Source organism: Sediminitomix flava (assembly GCF_003149185.1).
GTDB lineage: Bacteria > Bacteroidota > Bacteroidia > Cytophagales > Flammeovirgaceae > Sediminitomix > Sediminitomix flava.
This window is the reverse complement of record NZ_QGDO01000003.1, coordinates 235,680-254,101: the sequence shown is the minus strand read 5'-3', so window position 1 is coordinate 254,101 and position 18,422 is coordinate 235,680. Positions and strand designations below refer to the sequence as shown.

The following is an 18,422-nucleotide window of genomic DNA, read 5'->3' as shown; positions in this document are numbered from 1 at the left end:
ATGATCTGTTCATTATTAAAACTACATGATTTAATATTGAGTTTTATCCCCATTTTCTATGATTTCTAATACAAAGAAGACTACCCCATTTGTATGAGGTAGTCTGAAAATTATAATATAAACTTCATTATTGCTTGATGACTTTAAAAGTCAGATTCTGAATATCAGAATTTAGCTTTACAAAGTATAAACCATTAGCCAAGTTACTTGTATTGAAGTCAGTTGAGTTACTACCAATTTTTGTTTGGACATTGTTAGTCGTAATTAAATTACCAACAGCATCATAAATAGAAATCGTAGCTTCTGTTACTTCATTACTTTCCCAAGCTATTGAAAGATGATCTGAGAACGGGTTTGGATAAGCAAGATCTGTGTGTTCATCTTGAATTTCAACTTGAACTTGACGTCTACTTGCCGGACTTGCACAGTTCACAAAATCAAATCGCATCGCATCTGCAATCACAACTCCATCTGTACCGTCATTTTTCATAACTGCACTTCCTGAACCCGTAGTAAACGAATACGTACCCAAAGATACCCATGTCGTATTATTGATTTGCTGATTGACAGTTACTGTACTCTGACCTTGAGCATGATTGATTTCGATAGGCACATTTGTCGCTCTGTTTGAACCTGCAGTGTAATAAACGAATACTTCATAATCTCCATCTACTGAAATATTAGGAGAATAAGTTACAGCCATACTTCCTTTATTTGCATCACCATCATGACGATACCCTGCTCCGATATAACCTGAAGTAGATGTACTTGAAATCCATGAACCAGTTTCAGCATATTCTGGAGCATCATTATCTATCAATTCAGAAACTACAGCAGGAGGAACACAACCATTATTAGTCAGATCAACATAATAATCTTCAACCTCTCCATAAGTAAAGGCATTACAAGGAGTCAACGTATAATCGGCAGAAGTACCATTCATACCTACTCGCATTATTTTAAGACCAGAACTCACACCAAAAGGAATTGTAATTGTTCCTGTTACAGCTGAAGTACCTGTACCATAAGTATCGAATAATTCTTCACCAGCATCATCAAAATCACCATCGGCATTGAAGTCGATCCATACTTTCCAATGCTCTTGATAGCTAGAACTCAAGAAACCTGGAGTTAGACTTAATCCATAGCTTTCTCCTGTAACTACATAAATAGGGTTAGCTGTGTAATCGCCATAACCATTATCATTTGAAGAAGTATTAGAATATGACCCTACACTTACATTGGCTATCCATTCATACGTTGAGTTATGTGAATCACTAGCACAAGGTGCTGGAGGATTTTGAGGCGTATCATTTATTGTAATACTAACTTGAGCTGAAGCTAAAGCACCATCGGAATCCGCAACTTGATACACTAAGTTATCTACACCAGAATAGTTAGAATTAGGCGTATAAGTAATTTCCCCTGTAGTACTATTCACTGTAGCTTGACCATTTTGAGGATTGCTTGTCACTGTTACTGATGAAACATCTAAACCTTCTATATCAGAATCATTGGCAAGTACATCAATAACTACACTTGAATTTATAAGTAATTCAGCTTGGTCATTTTGAGCAGATGGTAGATCGTTGATCGGATTTACTGTTACATAAATCTTCTGATATTCAGATACTCCTCCAACACTATTTGCTACTCGATATGATAATGAATCATTTCCAAAGAAATTTGCATTTGGCGTATAAGTAACTACTCCTGTTGCATTATCGACACTTGCAGTACCATTTTGTGGTGCTGTTAAAGCTATTGAGTTGAAATCCCAAGTTCCTTCAACTACATCGTCATTTGCCAGAACAGATATCGCTACAGAATTGTCTTCATCTGTAACTGCATTGTCAGCAACCACAATTGGAGAACTAGGTGTAACCAAAGACTGACATTCTTTGAAAACTAAACGAATTGCATCTGCAATTACATAACCATTCGTTCCTGTTGTCTTCAATTCAATCTTAGCATTTGGCCCTGCCGCAAAGTCATAACTACCTAAAGAAACCCATTTACTATGGTTCTGTTGTTGGTTTACCAATACCGTAGAAACACCATTATAATGCGTAATATCAAACGGTACATTCGTTGCTCTATTGGTATTTGCAGTATGTAAAGTGAATACTTCATAAGTACCAGAAGTAGGAATAACAGCAGTATAGATTACTTTTTTATTGCCTTTATCTGCATTTCCATCGTGCAAATAATTTGCGCCTAAATAACCAATCTGCGAAGTACTTGTATTCCAGCCGCCTTCTAATGTTGCACTTTCACTATCCATTTTCATTGGTAAAACTATTGGACAATCTGTGTGAACAAATCCTGTATAGCTAGCTTTTGGAGGTAAGAATGCCTGAGTCTGATAGTTATTCGCTTGTAAGTAAGCATAATCATCTACTAATTCTGTGTGATACCAGATCACTTGCCCATCCAAACCTCTTGATCTTGTGGTATTGATCTTTGCTGAAATTGTTGAAGAAGGAATCGTCTGTCCATTAAATACAGAAGTCATACCAGGTACAACTTTAGAATTGTCATTCACCTCTGAAAGCTGTCCATTTAGGTCTGATGAATAAACCGAATTAGAATTACGATAAACCTGTGGAATAGCATAATCCAAATGATCAGAATTCACCCATTGGGGCCAATCTTGACAGAAATTGTCGTAACCATACGGATAAACAATAGGTGCATTACTTACCGAAATATTAGGTTCAACCTCTTTCATTCTGTCATAGAAACGAGCCATGAAATCATTCAATTTATCAGCTCTCCAACGTTGGAAATTCGCATCTGAAGTATTACTTGGAGGTAATGTTCCTTTTTCAGTTAAATACATTCCCGAAGTGAAATCATCATAACTACAATCCAAACTAGGGAAACGAATACGATCCATTTGGATACCATCAATATCATATTTACTTACGACCTCTACCCCTAAATCCGTAAGGAAAGCTTGAACTTCAGGGTGAACATGAATCAACCAATGTACACCGGCATCATAGCTTTTTGTACCATCTTGCTTTTCAGTAATCCACTCTGGTTTTTGAGTGACGATAGGTTCATTAGCTGTTCCTCCAGCAAAACCCCACTCAAACCAAGCGACAACTTTCAAACCGTTGTTGTGACCGGCTGTAATCATTTCAGCCAATACATCTCTACTTCCTTGCTCTGGGAAACGATCAATTCCTAACTCTGATTGCAATACATCACTAGGGAAATAAGTCATACCGTATTTCCAAACAGGAACATATACGATATTGAAGTTTCCTGATGCGATTTGTTGCATTGCGGTATTGATTTCAGCATTAGTTGGTGGTGTTTTCCCAGTCCAAGTATACCATGTACCACGTAATTCTTCTTCCGAAGAAACGGAGATCAACTGCGTTTTAGTAGATGTTTTTCCATCATTATCAGTAACTGTTAGCTTTACGGTATAAGAACCATTCGCTTGATAGAAATGAGAAGCTTGAAGTCCAGTAGCAGAACTACCATCACCAAAATCCCATGCATACTGTGCAATTGAACCATCTGAATCTGATGAAGTACTTGCATCAAAATCAAGTGAAGTTCCAATACCAGCAGGCAAACCACTTACAACAAACTTCGCTGTTGGTGTCCCATCTTCTAACATTAGATCAAAGTAATCCAATAACTGTCCTGCAAAGGAAACTTTACTACTCTGGTCAGATACCGTTTCGAGAGGGAAAGATAAATAGACTACTCCACCTTCTTCTTGAGAACTACCAAATGTTCCTTTGTAAGCTACTCCACCTTGTTTTCCTGCACTTGCATAATTGAATATAGCCTCAGCACCTGATTGTGGTGAAATTGCATCTGGATAATCTTCTTGATACACTTGACCAAAGTTCAACACTGTACCTTCAAATAAGGTAGAAGTGATTCCTGTAGCTGGCGTATAAGAAATCGAGCCATCATCTACATAATTAGCTTTAAGGTAATTGTTATAGAAGTTTTGGTCTGTGCTACTTCCTTTCGCTGATAAATCCCAACCAATTTCAGAACCTGTCACTAGAAGCTTACCTCCGTTTTCAAGATAAGTCTTAACCAATGCCTGTTCCGCATCACTGAATGTTTCTGCAATAGTTGACTCATCTCCTAAGAACCAAATGACCATGTCATAATCTTGCAGATAAGTCAAACCACTTGTTAGAGCTTCATTCGCAATCGATGAAACCGATAATTGGCTTCCTTCTGCATCTCTAAATACTTTTAAGTAATCTGCAGCAAAATTATGCGTTACACTTCCCCAAGAAGCACTTCCTCCAGTTCTATCAAAACCATCTACGATCAATACTTTCTTTCCATTGGCATTGTCGGAGCGAACATACACATCACTACTTTCACTTTCAAGACCATCATCACCAACAGCTACCAATTTTAAAAATACCGTAGACTCTGCCGTAGGAACTTCAAAAGCTGAAGTAGATGAGAAAGTAAAACTAGATGTTGAAGGTGAAAGAGAAGCTTCATTTGCGGCTATTTGCCAGTTACTCAAATTATCAGATGTAGAATAATAAATTCGGTAACCCGACAAATCTGTTTCAGTATTCGCTATCCATTCCAAAGTAAAGCTTCCATCTACATTATTTTTAGAAGTTAAAAGTCTTGGACGAGATGGTGCATTACAGTTATTATTCTGACAATAAGAACCGTATTCTTGTGTAACAACATCAAAAACAGCATCTACAATATCAAACCATAATGAAGAAGGGTCTGTGTAGGCATTTGCATGCATAGCAACAGATACATCCATAGAAGGGATATAGTACATGTAACTTTTATAGCCTGCCAAAGTACCTGTGTGACCATAATGCGTAACGCCATTATCTGAGAATCTTCTTGTTCCCAAACCGTATGAGCTATTTCTCGTTGACGGAGCAATCATTTCATTTAGTGATGAAGAAGATAAGAATCCTTCACTAAAAACAGCCTTTGCAAATTGTGCTACATTCTGAGGAGTAGCCACCATTGAACCTGCCGTAGTAATTGAACTTTTATGATACTCGTAAGCTCGACTATTTTCGGCTAAGTATGGAATTTTGTTTGATGGATCACTGCTGTCATCTAAAAAGCTTAGGTCTAAGCCCATAGGTTGTATCACCCACTGATCCATTGCTTCTCTTGCTGAAATACCAAGCTTCGCCTCTACCAACATTCCTAAAAGATAAAAACCAGCATTGGAATATGAATATGAACTTCCTGGTGAAAATGAAGGACCTAAAGCATTTGAGTAAGACATCACTTCAGCATCAGTAAATACTTTATAGGGTTGAGCTGTAGCCAAACTCCAATAGTTACTGTTATTAAAATGGTCATATACACCTGCCGAATGGTTAAGCAATTGACGAATGGTCATGCTATAATTATTGGGTAAACCAGATACAATCAGGTGATCAGACAATTTATCGTCAATATCAAAGTATCCAGCATCCTGTAAACGAAGTACCAATGCTGCAGTAAAAGTCTTTGAGTTACTAGCGATGAGAAAGCGACTTTCTTCTGTAATAGCGGAATTGGTGTAAATATTCCCGATACCTACAGAAGTAAAAATCATTCCTTGATCAGGGGTTGAAACGGCTAAACCTATACCTGGAATACTTGTTTTTTCCCAAGCGGTACGTAATGCATTCTGTAATTTGTTTTTGAAAATCTCTTGGGCATGAAGTGAATGATACCCAAAGAACAACGTAAGGAGTAGGGCTCTCCAGTAAATGTGTTTCATTTCATAAGTAAATTGAGGGTAAAAAAAAGACCGTAGCATGTTTCCACACTACGGTCATATCTAAATTTGAATTAGTTTTTCAACATTCTTAAGTAAGAAGTTTTACCATCAGCTTCAATCACTTGAACGATGTAAACTCCTGTACTAAGTTGGGCTGTTGGAATATTCAAGACATTAAGTCCTTTAATTCCTTGTTCTACCGTTTCTCCTACAAGTTCACCTGTTTGAGCATATAGTAGAATTGTAACTTCACCCTCTACCTCTGAATTAAACTTCACTTGTGCTCTGTCAACTACAGGGTTAGGGTATAATACTGGTGATTCTAATCCAGCAACTCCGTCTTCAATTGACTTACGAGAAGATGCCACATTACAATTCACAAAGTCAAATCGCATAGCATCTGCGATAACTACACCATCAGTACCATCATTTTTCAAGACTGCATTTCCTGAACCTGCCAAGAAGCTGTATGTCCCTAAAGAAACCCAAGTTGTGTTGTTATTCTGTTGATTAACGATTACTTGAGTAGTACCATTTGCATGATTGATATCTACAGGTGCATTTGTTGCTCTGTTTGAACCAGCTGTATAGAAAATAAATACTTCATATGTTCCATCTACAGTAATATCTGGTGCGTATGTTACAGATGCATTTCCTTTGTTTGCATCTCCTTCATGACGGTAACCTGAACCAATGTACCCTGCTGTTGATGTACTTGAGATCCACGTTCCAGTTTCAGAATATCCAGTATCATTATTGTCAATAACCATAGATGTAACCGCTGGAGGAGTACAACCCGTGTTATTGATAAAGATATAATAGTCCTCAACCTCACCGTAAGTAAATGCATTACATGGAGTCAGCGTATAATCTGCTGAAGTACCATTCATACCCACACGCATTGTTTTTGTACCCGAAGTCACATCAAATGGTATAGTAATAGAACCTGTAACAGCAGCAGTACCTGTTCCGTAAGTATCAAACAATTCTTCTCCTGCATCATCAAAATCACCATCAGCGTTGAAGTCAATCCAAACTTTCCAATGCTCTTGGTATGCAGTACTTTGGAAACCTGGTTTCAAGCTAATTGAATATTGACCTCCAGTGCTTACACCAGAAATAGTTTGAGAAGTATAATCTCCATATCCACCATCACTACCTGACGTATTACTAAATGCTCCAAAAGTCACATTATCAATCCACTCATAAGTGGCATTATGATTACTCGAAGCACAAGGGGCAGGTGGTAAATCTGTAACACTAATTGTTACTGTTGCAGTATTTGACGTTAAACCTGATTGATCTTGTACAGTATATGTAAAGCTATCAGTTCCTGTAAATCCTACATTAGATGTATAAGTAATCACACCTGTAGATGCATTTACTGAAGTAAAACCATTTGAAACAGCTGAAACAATAGTCACTGTTGAAACGTCTATATCGCCATTTGTATCAGTATCATTCGCTAATACAGCTAGAGCAACTGCTACCGCAGATTGTACTGATTCTGAATCATTGTTTGCTACTGGTGCTACAGGAGTTGGAGCAGTTAAAGATACGGTATAATCCTCTACTTCACCATAAGCAAATGAACCACAAGAATTCAAAGTATAATCTGATGAAGAACCATTCATTCCTACACGCATACGTTTATTACCCGCACTTACACCAGCAGGAATTGTAAGCGAACCTGATACTGCATTTTTAGCAACACTACCTATTGCGTAAACTAGTTCATCAGTATCATCAAAATCACCATCTTCATTAAAGTCAATCCATACTTTCCAATTCTCATTATAAGCTGTACTTGCATAGCCTGGAGTCAATGTTAAACTGTAAGTATTTCCAATAGTTAGTGGGAAAGATTCAGCTGTTTTATCTGCATAACCACCATCACTACCACTTGACTTAGTAATAGCTCCAATTGCAACACCTGCAATCCACTCATAAGTCGTATTGTTTCCTTGAGCAGCACAGTATTGTACATTTCCTGCAATATTTACAGATGCCGTGAACCCACTTTCGTTACTATTTTTATCTAAAGCCGAAACTACAAAGTAGTTATCTGTTCCTGTTAACCAAGCTGATGCTACACCCACTGAAGTTTCTCCAGTTACAGCAACTAGCTTTGTTCCATCGTGAAGATTTGTTGTTAGTTCAGCTAAAGAAGAAAATCTATATACAGCATAACGCTCAGCTAAATCGCCATCTGATGCCGCCGAAGGAGCATCCCAAACCAAGTCACCGCCTTCATAACGGAAGTTAGAAGGCACATTCGGACAAACTGATTCTTTCCAAGACATTGTTGGAACAACAGATGGATATTGGTACTGATCACCTTGAAGTGCTGTTTTAATCCCTTTATCGTTATCTGTAAGGTTATTTGTCGTGAAGAAAATTTGACCTTTTGTCGCCTCATTCTTCGCTAATCTGTTCTCATCAATCATTGATTGAATAGTAGATGCAGGCCAACTTCCAGAATCAACAAGACGATATAAACCAAGTCCTGGGTAATGTAGCTTACCTGCCGCTGCTGCTTGGTCATCCCACCAAGTTGATAATGCAGCATAATCTTGTCCGCCACCAAAATCCCAATACAATTGAGGAGAAATATAATCTACAGTACCTGCACTTAACCAAGCCAAGGCATCAGCGTAAATTACATCATATGCAGACATTCCAGAAATTCCTGAAGGAACACCACTTTTCCAGATACCAAATGGAGAAATACCAAACTTGATACTCTTATTTTGTGCTTGATTTACTAGTTGAATTTCATCAAACACCATTTCAACTAATTTATTTACATTGTCTCTTCTCCAATCCGCAAGACTCAAACTATTCGGGTTATAACTTGCAAAAGCTGAAGCATCTTGGCTTCCCATACCAGAGTAAGGGTAGAAATAATCATCAAAATGAATACCATCTACATCGTAACGACTTGCAATATCATTGATTACTGAAACTACATAATCTCTAACCGCAGGAATACCTGGGTTAAGAATATCTCTTTCAGTGAAATCCATCACCCAGTCAGGATGTTGGCTAGCTACGTGAGAAGATGAAAGGCTAGGCGTTCCTTGTTGTGCCCTGTAAGGATTTAACCAAGCGTGAAGTTCCATACCTCTTTTGTGAGCTTCATCAATTGCAAAAGTAAGCGGATCGTAGAATGGCGAAGGAGCTTGCCCTTGCTGACCTGTCAAATAATATGACCAAGGATCTATAGTTGAAGCATATAATGCATCACACTCTGGTCTTACTTGGAATAAAATAGCATTTACACCACTTTCTTTCAATCCATCTATCAAACCGATAAGTTCAGCTTGTTGTGCTGCCACTGATAGATTTGGAGAAGATGGCCAATCAATATTTGCTACTGTAGAAATCCATGATGCTCTGAAATCTCTCTTTGGCTTATCAGGATTAATTTCTGTTCCTTCACCTGCACAGTTAAGTAACTCTAAAACATCAATATTTACAGTTGCTACATTTGAAACAAGTCCTTCTGTATCTGAAACTTGATAAGTAAAACTATCTGAACCAATGTACCCTGAAGAAGGAGTATAATCAACTTGACCATTATTTACTACCGCTGTTCCATTGCTTGCGTTTGCTACAATTGTCAATGTTGAAGCATCAATATTTGAATCTGTATCATTAGAAAGTACATTGATACTAATAGCTACATCTTGTGTTGTTGACGCTTGATCATTATTCGCAATAGGAGCTACATTTACAGCACTTACATTGAAGTAATCCAATACTTTACCCATCAATGTGGTTTGGTCACTTAAGGCAGCTGTTTCTGCAGGGAATGAAACGTAAACCACAGCTCCAGACTGTGTTCCGCCACCAAATGTTCCTGTATATGCCACACCACCAGCTTTACCAGCTTCAGCATAAGTCAAGATTGAAGTTGCACCACTTACAGGATCGATATCATCAGCATAATCTTCTGTATATGTGATTCCGAATGGCACAGAAACTCCTGCGAATGCAGTTCCTGAAACTCCTGTTGCTGGTGAATAATTTCCAGCACCATCACTTTGGTAAGCAGCTTTCAAGTAATTTGTATAGAACGCTTGATCTGTTGAAGTACCTTTCTCCCATAAATCCCATCCTACTTCTGATCCACTTACAAATAGCTTTCCACCTGCTTCTAAATAGGCTTGTACTTTGGTCTGTTCTGCTGTTGCGAATGTTTCAGCGTTCGTAGACTCATCACCCACAAACCATACAACCGCTTCATAGTCTGTAAGTACAACCGTACCATCTGCTACTTTTGAGTTATCTGTAGACTCTACAACCACACTTTTACTATCTCTTAGAGATTTGAAATAACCTGTAACAAACGAATGTGTAGCTCCAGTATAAGAACCTGTATTTCTGTCAAAACCATCTACAATTAAGACTGCATCTCCAGAAGTATTTGACGAACGAGAATAAACATCTGAAGTTTCGCTTTCCAAGATTACACCTCCTGTACCAACAGAAGTAGCCACTAATCTGAAATGATAAACATCGCTAGAAGGGACATCTACAAAATCAGCAGCGCTGTTCAGTGTTACTTGTGTCGATGATGAAGTCAATGTGTTTTCATCAGCTGCCAATTTCCATGAAGTCAAGTTATCATTTTCAGCATAGTACAAACGATAACCTGTAGCTCCCGAAGTCAATGACCATCTTGCTTCTACTGAAGTACCTCCATTTGGGTTTCCAACAAAAGCTAAAGTAGGACGAGCTGGAGGATCACCAAGGTCAATCATGGTCACATCTGTTTGAGTATATCCTCCAGAAGTAACCGTTACATTCTGAATGGTTGTTGCATAGCCAGATTTGCTAAACTCTATCGTATAATTTCCTGCGTCTAACCAATCAAAAATGTAATAACCGTTGTCTGCATTATCTACTGTAACCGTTCTCGCATCTGATGTACCCGGGTTGATCGTACAAGTAACTGCATTAATAGGTGTTCCAGAATTATCTCTTAATAAACCACCAACTTCTCCGTATGGAAGTTGTCCTGTATTATAAAACTCAAAGAATGATTTGGCCATAGCCCAAGCAGCCGCTCTTCTGTACATGCTACTCATCAATCTCTTACCTTCTGGCAAATTATCATGGAATGAACCTTCTGATAATGTAGCAGGCATTTGTGTTCCACTTAATACACCCAAATAGTAAGGAAGAAAATCTCTATCTGCACGATTGTAAGCGTCTGTCGTATACATATAATCTTTCAATCGCTGAGTCATAATACCTCCCATAACTTTGGCATCTGGCCAAGATGGTGTACTATTTATTCCTCGATAAAGAAGAAGTGTATAGTTTGCAGAACCACCACCCGCATTTGTATGAATGGAATGCATATAGTCCGCATCAAAAGCATTGGCTACTGCTACCCTTTCTGATAATGAAGGATCACGGTCTGGAGCTGTAATGCTATTGTTGGTTTTTGTAAGTTTTGTATTGGCACCTACTTCATCTAAGATATCTTGAAGAATAAGCCCCATTTCCCAAACACCATCAGATTCATAATATGTAAATCCATTTCCTAAAGGTGTTTCTCGGTCATCTGAATCGTGACCTCCATGACCAGGGTCGATTGCAATTTTCTTTCCTGTCAAAAGTTGAGGCACATTGGCAGGGACTTGTGCAAAAGTTTGGGCACTAAAAAGCAACCCTCCTATGCACAAGATAGAAGTGATATATTTTTTCATGATTTTTCTAAATAGAATGTTGAATTGAGGTTGAATAAAATGAGATATGTGAAATGAATACCTCGAATTTTATTGACTTACCTCCATCAAATAGATGTCACCTTCAGGAGTATTGAAAACAACTTGATCCCCGACCATATCAGGATATAATGCAATTTGCTTCATTCCTTTAGTCAAGTTTTTACGCTCCTTTTGAGCGATAGAAATTGTGTATATATCTGACTTTGTGAAAGAATCATGATCTTCCTCGGTTATCATGTACACAATCTTGTCATTTGTAACCCATTTAGGATTTTCTAGATCTCCAAGGTCATGAAGAATCTTTCCTTTTAAGTCACAAACGTAGGCAGATACACCTACTAGTTTAAATAGCACTTTTGTTTTGTCAGGAGATAACGAAACCCATATATAATCCTCCTGATCTCCAAATGGTGCAATTCTCTTTTCAGAACCATCCGAGTACGCTACCACAAAATCATTAAGTGTTTCAGAAGTTGATGCATATGATACTTCTTTTTTTGAAACTCTCTTATTTGACATTACTTGAGTTTTTGCCCATTTTTTAGGACTTACTCCTGTGGTTGAAATAGTTTTAGAAGCATTAGAAGTTAGACTTGCTCGTTTAAGGACTGTTTTATTAGTACGTTCCTTAAAAACAACTTCTCCTTCGTAAAAAGAAGGTTGATAACCAGCTCCTCTTGCTTTAGATAAAACAGTTTCTTTCTTGCTTGAAAAGTCAAAATGTTTCAGCCCGATCAAGCCTGGTGAAGTATAAACCACTCCAGAACCATCAGGTGCTAATGCAACGCGATACCCTTTTACGTTCAATTTCGTCACTTTTTTTTCTTGAGCCATGGCTGACGTAACCATGATCATTAAGAGAAGAGTTAAGGTCTTTCTCATACTGAGTCGTTTTTGAGTAAAAAATGTGAATGTATACCCTTATAAGGATGTCCTTGAACACAGATACTAGTCCATTTACACAATGTCCTTTCTCCTCTTTCTTTCTATGATGTGACTTAATAGATATGCTAGTAAAGTGTAAGTTTGTAGCTACATTCATAAAATTAGAAAGCTTTATTAACATTTAAGTCACTAAATACCATGAACACTATAACTGAAATCAGTGATTTTCGGCTTAAAGTGGAAAAAATAGCATAAAATTATAGTGATAAATGTTAAACGATATACATAAACAAATCCACTATCAGACCAACAAAAGTAGATTTACATTTAATGAATTTTGAATCTCTTTAAATTGAATTTCTCATTTTACATGATGTTATATAGGTATTGAAAGCGTTAAAAAGTAGCGATAGAATGGTGTTAAACTTCTATGAAATAAGAAATTGTACATTTTCGAACGCAACTGTCTCAATCCCGAATACTTCTTTTTCTACTACCACAGTTACAAACTCACATAACCGACTAAATAACAACCACTTATGATTTACCGGCACAACTTTGGCATTTTAAAACCATGTACAACAACAGTACAACTCATTCAGATTCAGTGTCAAAATAACTTATACTCAAATGAAAAAATTGATCTTTACTTTCGCTACAACTATTGCCCTTTCTGCAAACGCATTTGCATCAAATGATTTATTCGATTTAGATGCAAACAAATATGATAGACTCAGAAAAAAAGTAGCTCTATCTACTGCGATGGACTGGGAAACACCTTTAGCAGCTGCAAAAGTATGTGTAAAAGACAAGCAAAATATGTCTGAAGCTTATACTTGGATTGAACACTCAATTGCAATCAAGGAAACAGCTTCAAACCTAGAATTGAAAGGTGATTATTTAGCGCTTCATTGTTTAGATCAAATGGCTTTTGAGTATTACCAAAAAGCTTTGGTTCAAAAAATTGAAAAAGGAGAAACTAATTTCTCTAGTATTCAAAAGAAAATCTTAGCTCTTAAAAAGTAAGAAGCTTTAACAATAAGTTTTTCATTCTCCGATGAAATCAATGAGTTACACTACTCTTCATCATAAATTTTGTAGCCATTCAAATAGTTTTGAATGGCTACTTTTTTATAACTAAATACCTGTATTCTTTTCAATCAGAAGAAAACGCAATCCCCAAGCAGGCAATTCTTCACCTTCTTGATAGTTTTCCATTTTATCTCCATTAATATTTGACAAGTAAATATTTGAGACTTTCTCTGAGGTTTCCCATTCTAATTGTTGAGGGGCAGCAGAGGCATTCAAGATTGTTACGAGAACTGTATTGTCTGACATCGGTCTTGAAGCTGTAACAATTGTATGTTCTGACTGTGGAGTTAAGATTGCTTCAAATCCGTTATTTGCTGTTTCACTAATCAGAATTGGCTGAGAGATTTCAGTACTGAATTTTTTGGCCTGACTAGATACATAACTGCCATGTGGTTTTAGGGCAAATCGGAATTGATGCCAGCCATCTTGACTCGCCTTGTAATTAGTTTCCCAATAGTTATTCATCAAGTAGGCATAGACCGTTTGGGTCGGTTTTACTTCTTGTACCCAACCGTAAGAGAGAGCATCGGTTGTGATTTCTCCCAGTTCGATCATTGGAGCATCTGGTGAGGCCCAAGTGATACCATAATCAATATTTGAAACGTCTACATATCGCTGTACGGTAAAGTAGTTTTTACAAGAACCTTGCAACTGCTCTACTTCTGGGATGTATTCACCGAATGGCACATCTATACGAACATCTCCATTTTCTACATTGAACGGGAATGCAATATGGACTCCTTCAGGATCGTAAATGTTGGTTTTATTGATACGGTTATCAATTCCAATAGAATTATCAAAAGCATTGATCGTGATGTAACGTTTCCATTCTTCTGCACCCGGTGCTGATGATGTAATTTCTAAAGTACTCAACACACCTCCTGCTTCTATGATATTGATTTGAATATCATTTCCAGTTGTTTTTGGAGCTTTCGGATTTCTACCTGCTACATAGTAGTAGTCGTTTAGTCCTTTCAGCTCTTTTGTATTTGCAAAATTCTGCTTTCTGACTTTATCGTACAATTTGGTTATAGCGCCTGTCTCTGTGTCTATCTCAAGTGTTAAGAACTCACTTTTGATTGTTGTGTTTTCTGTCGTAAGTGATTTAGGGGCGAATGCATTCCCTTTTTCTACAAAAATTTCTTTTGTACCATATGCTTCCAGATTTTCTACCCAAACAGCTAATTCTCCTGTGTTCAGACGTTGCGAAGGAAGTAGATTTCCATTTTTGTCAACTACTTTATCTCCTTTTTCAGATTGCTCTTTTGACAAACGGATAATTCCCGACCTTTCCCAACTCAATGAATTGGTCAATACAATACCTTCTGATTTTTCTGAAGAAGCCAAAGCTAAATCCAATAATTCCGAGGCAATGCTATCTGCTTTTAGTGCAAATGATTGTTTGACGGCCCATTGTGAATGTACAAAATCAGCTTCTGGTTCAGAGATCGAATTGTAAGCTCCCCAAGTGTGCTCGTTGTAAAGTAAAACACAACGCCAAGCCTCTTCAAATTTCTCATTTGGGATTTGTACTTGGTTTAAAGAAAGCAAAGTCATGGCTTGAGAAAGACGCTCAGATGCATTTCTTACTATTGCTGTTTCTTTTGAGGTAGAACCCGCACCATCTTCCCAATAAGGTGTGAAATCTCCTTTTACAACAGGCAGTTGATCTCCGTATTTGTCTTCAAATGCTTGAAAAGATTCGGTTGTGGTAGAAAGAATTACTTTCGGTGTTTCATAAATTTCATTCCATTCTTTCACAGTTTCACTGATTCCTTGGTCTACAGGGCCATTGTCAGAACCTACTGTATATCTTAAGGTTGTGATGTCGTAAGGGTAATTTCGGTCATTCAATTCGTTTAGATAATCAAATACCGATTTTGGAGTAAGCAGTACCTTTAAGTCTGTAAAACCTAAACCGGTGTGGAAATGAGAATATCCTTTCTCATGAACCCAAACCATGATTTTTTCTTCACCTGATGGCGATATCCAATAGAATGGTCTGTCTCCCCAAGTTGAGATCGTTCCGCCAATTCGGTGGAAAACGTTTGTTCCTGCGGAAAGATATTTCACTCCAGAGTGAGCCAATACGGGAACCAAACCCCATGTATAGCCTGGTACGTCGGTAATCATTGCAGAAGTTAATGGCACACCTACTTCGTCAGAAACTTGTAAGGCATCAAAAGTAGATTCTACCAGCTCTTGCGGATTAGAGAGTCCTGTGAGCATGTTTCCATAGAGGCCTTCTAGTGCAATCGAGCCATTTTTTACAGCTTCTAAAAATGCAGTTTTCTGAGCAGGGCTTGCTTGTTTGAGGTAGCTTTCTACTGCCCACATCACTTCTACTGACCATTTGAATTTTGAGCCTTCAGGATAATTGGCTGTCTTTTGGCTCATCATTACGGCATCGTCAAGGTTTTTCCATTGCATTTTCTCAACCTCATCTTGCGTATGTGTGTAGCCAATATCTACGTGAGAATGATGTAATAAGTAAAGGTCGTATGGTTTTACAGGTGTTAGTGTCAAAGTTCTTTCATCGAGTACCTGTTTATTGACTATGACTTTTACAGGCATTTTTGTTTCCTCTTCTAGCTTTGGCACTTTTACTCTAAAAACATTAGCTCCTACATTGAGTGTCACTTTTTCTTTTGACTTGCCCGCTATAATAGTGGCAGAAGTAGGTTCTCCATAATGTAGAATAGTTGTTCTCAACAGTTGCTTAGAACCTTTAGGTGTTTTGACAACGGCAGGTTCTTGTTTCCAACTTACATTTCCTTCAAGTCCATATCGGAAAAGCATCATCCAACTTGACTTCCCGATACTAGGAGCCACAGCTTTAAATCGGATCGGTTCATCTCTTGGAAGATCTTCTGCTTTTATTTTGAAGAATACATAACCAAAAAGGTCGCTGTAAGTGTCAATCATTGTGCCTTTGAATGTCAGAGAAGATCCGTTAGGTCCTTCTGCGTGTACATCTTGCAAAATGCTTTCTTCGGGAGCTTTGAAGGTGAAATATTTTTTATCGTTGAGGTAGAAATCATAGCTATACATTGCACGATCAATATCAACTCCCATGATCGCCCCAAATTCTACATATTCTCCTTTGAAAGAACTTGGTATGGCTTCGGATTCCCATTCCATACTGTTTTTGCCTTCCATACAACGAATGAGCATGGCTTGACTGGCATCTTCTTGAGGAGATTTGTAAGGCATCAATTCTCCGTGTTTGTGCTTTGTAAACCCTTTTAAGAATAATTTTTCTTGTGCAAATAGGCTAAGTGGTAAAAGGCTTAGTAAGAATAAGCACAGTGTTAATCTTACCGATCTTTCTTTACTCCTTGTCATGTTTATTAAGTGTGTGGTTGTCGTTTAGTTTACTTATGGTAAGTAAGAATGCTTGTTGAGAGTAAAGATCTATAAAATGCGTGAAGATTACATTTATCAATTGTTAAACCATAAATGTTAACAGTTACATATTCAATTTATTACAATAAAAGTAAATCAGAAGAGTGTAAAAACTATTTCTTTAAGAATTGAAAACAGTTATTTAAAAGCAGAAAATCCTACTTAAAATCTATAGCCTCGATTTTAGGTAGGATTGTAGCATTTCACACCAACTAAAAATAGGTCATCATACGATACAGAACTTCATTAAACTAAGATATAATCGTTCCCCTAATAGAATTTTAGAAATTCACCCGAATTGAAAATCACTTTATATCTAACAAAAAATAGTGTTACCACATAAGCACAACACAAACTTAGTGGCAACACTTTAACACATACTCGAGAACTATCTAATAACTATTTATATCACTTTAATTATTCCTCAATCCCCCATAGTTTAGAGAACAAATCAGGTGATGCTTTCAAATATTTTGGCTTTGAAGTTTCTTCTATCCAATAGCTCTTTATTTCTTGATTTAATTGAAGCCTCGCATCTATATCTTGGAAAGTAGGATTCGTCTTCCACATTGAATAGTTATGCCAATCTGTATTTATATAATGAATAGCCTTAACAACATCCTCATTTTCATAGACTACTTGGAAAAATGGTTTGAACCATTGCTCCAATGCTTCTTGTGCTTGAGTAGGATTATCCAACTTTGTTTCTTTCGTCTTCCCATCTGTTTTTATAGTTTCAGTTGGTAAAGTTGGAGTAGCTTCAGCGATCATCACTGGCTTCTTGTGGTCTCTTGCAAACTGAAATAAAGGAGCTGCTTCAGGATGTCTTGCAAAATGTGAATACGCACACCAATCCACGTACTCATCACCAGGATACCAATCTTTTAAATCCATATAAGATGATCCCCAACCCGTACTTTGCCAAACATAAGCAATGTTATCAATCTGCATAGAGTCATACATATGGTAGATTCTTTTATAAGCTCCAAGGTAGCCTTCTCGATCATAATGATTCCAATCATGGCCATCAAATTCATAACCTATTCTTAGAAAAACAGGTCTATTTCCTAATCCTTTGATCCATTCTCCGAGAGCGATAACCATAGAATCCATTTCACCATTGGCTGTTGCATTTTCGTAATCAACTAACTCCAAACCAATTGCAAGTGCCGAATGCTGGAAGTCTGTATCATCAATTTGCAGTTGCATATTGTTAGGTCCATCCCCCCAATCATCTGTTGTTACTAAACCAGGTAACAATTCATACTTATGATTTATTTCTCTTTGTGGAGGTAAAATCTTTGTGTACATCGTGAAACCACCTGGCGTTTCAAAATGGTCTAAATAGCCATCATTGTACTCATCCAATCCGCCTAATGCAGCTAAACTCTGACCTGCAAACAGAATAACTTCTCCATCTGAGGGTTCAAATTTGGCTCTAGGACGCTCATCTGTTGAAGCTTCTAGAGTCGCTTGTTCTTTTTGTTCTCCACATGCCCAAATTGAGAGACTAAGGAGAAACAACGCTAATACTTTTAATCTGCTCATCG

At 37.5% G+C, this 18,422-nt stretch carries 7 protein-coding genes; 2 read left to right on the top strand and 5 right to left on the bottom strand.

The features are described from left to right. Positions 1-127: 127 nt before the first annotated feature. The 3 genes from BC781_RS13025 to BC781_RS13015 all read right to left on the bottom strand — a co-directional run bounded on the left by BC781_RS13025 (position 128) and on the right by BC781_RS13015 (position 12,372). Entirely contained in the window at positions 128-5,749 is a 5,622-nt protein-coding gene (locus BC781_RS13025; RefSeq protein ID WP_158281466.1) for a golvesin C-terminal-like domain-containing protein, read from the bottom strand. Positions 5,750-5,820: 71 nt separating this feature from the next. Next, positions 5,821-11,469 carry a family 10 glycosylhydrolase gene (locus BC781_RS13020; RefSeq protein WP_109618382.1) on the bottom strand — a complete coding sequence of 1,883 codons (5,649 nt, stop codon included), beginning with the start codon at positions 11,467-11,469 and terminating at the stop codon, positions 5,821-5,823. A 69-nt stretch (positions 11,470-11,538) separates the two neighbouring features. Next, complete coding sequence (locus tag BC781_RS13015) at positions 11,539-12,372, bottom strand: TolB-like translocation protein (RefSeq protein WP_146201685.1); 834 nt, start codon at positions 12,370-12,372, stop codon at positions 11,539-11,541. Between the two features lie 417 nt (positions 12,373-12,789). On the opposite strand from BC781_RS13015, the gene BC781_RS25870 reads away from it, so the two are divergent. Together BC781_RS25870 and BC781_RS13010 are read left to right on the top strand one after the other, a co-directional pair. Beyond that, positions 12,790-12,918 carry a mechanosensitive ion channel domain-containing protein gene (locus BC781_RS25870; protein ID WP_394342332.1) on the top strand — a complete coding sequence of 43 codons (129 nt, stop codon included), beginning with the start codon at positions 12,790-12,792 and terminating at the stop codon, positions 12,916-12,918. 87 nt (positions 12,919-13,005) lie between these two features. Continuing rightward, on the top strand, positions 13,006-13,401 hold the full coding sequence (locus BC781_RS13010) for a hypothetical protein (protein WP_109618378.1): 396 nt from the start codon (positions 13,006-13,008) through the stop codon (positions 13,399-13,401). 111 nt (positions 13,402-13,512) lie between these two features. On the opposite strand, the gene BC781_RS13005 is transcribed toward BC781_RS13010, so the two are convergent. Beyond that, entirely contained in the window at positions 13,513-16,812 is a 3,300-nt protein-coding gene (locus BC781_RS13005) for a glycoside hydrolase family 38 N-terminal domain-containing protein (protein ID WP_109618376.1), read from the bottom strand. 477 nt (positions 16,813-17,289) lie between these two features. Further along, the gene (locus tag BC781_RS13000; protein ID WP_109618374.1) at positions 17,290-18,420 is read right to left on the bottom strand and encodes a glycosyl hydrolase; all 1,131 of its coding nucleotides are present in this window, start codon (positions 18,418-18,420) and stop codon (positions 17,290-17,292) included. Positions 18,421-18,422: the final 2 nt, after the last annotated feature.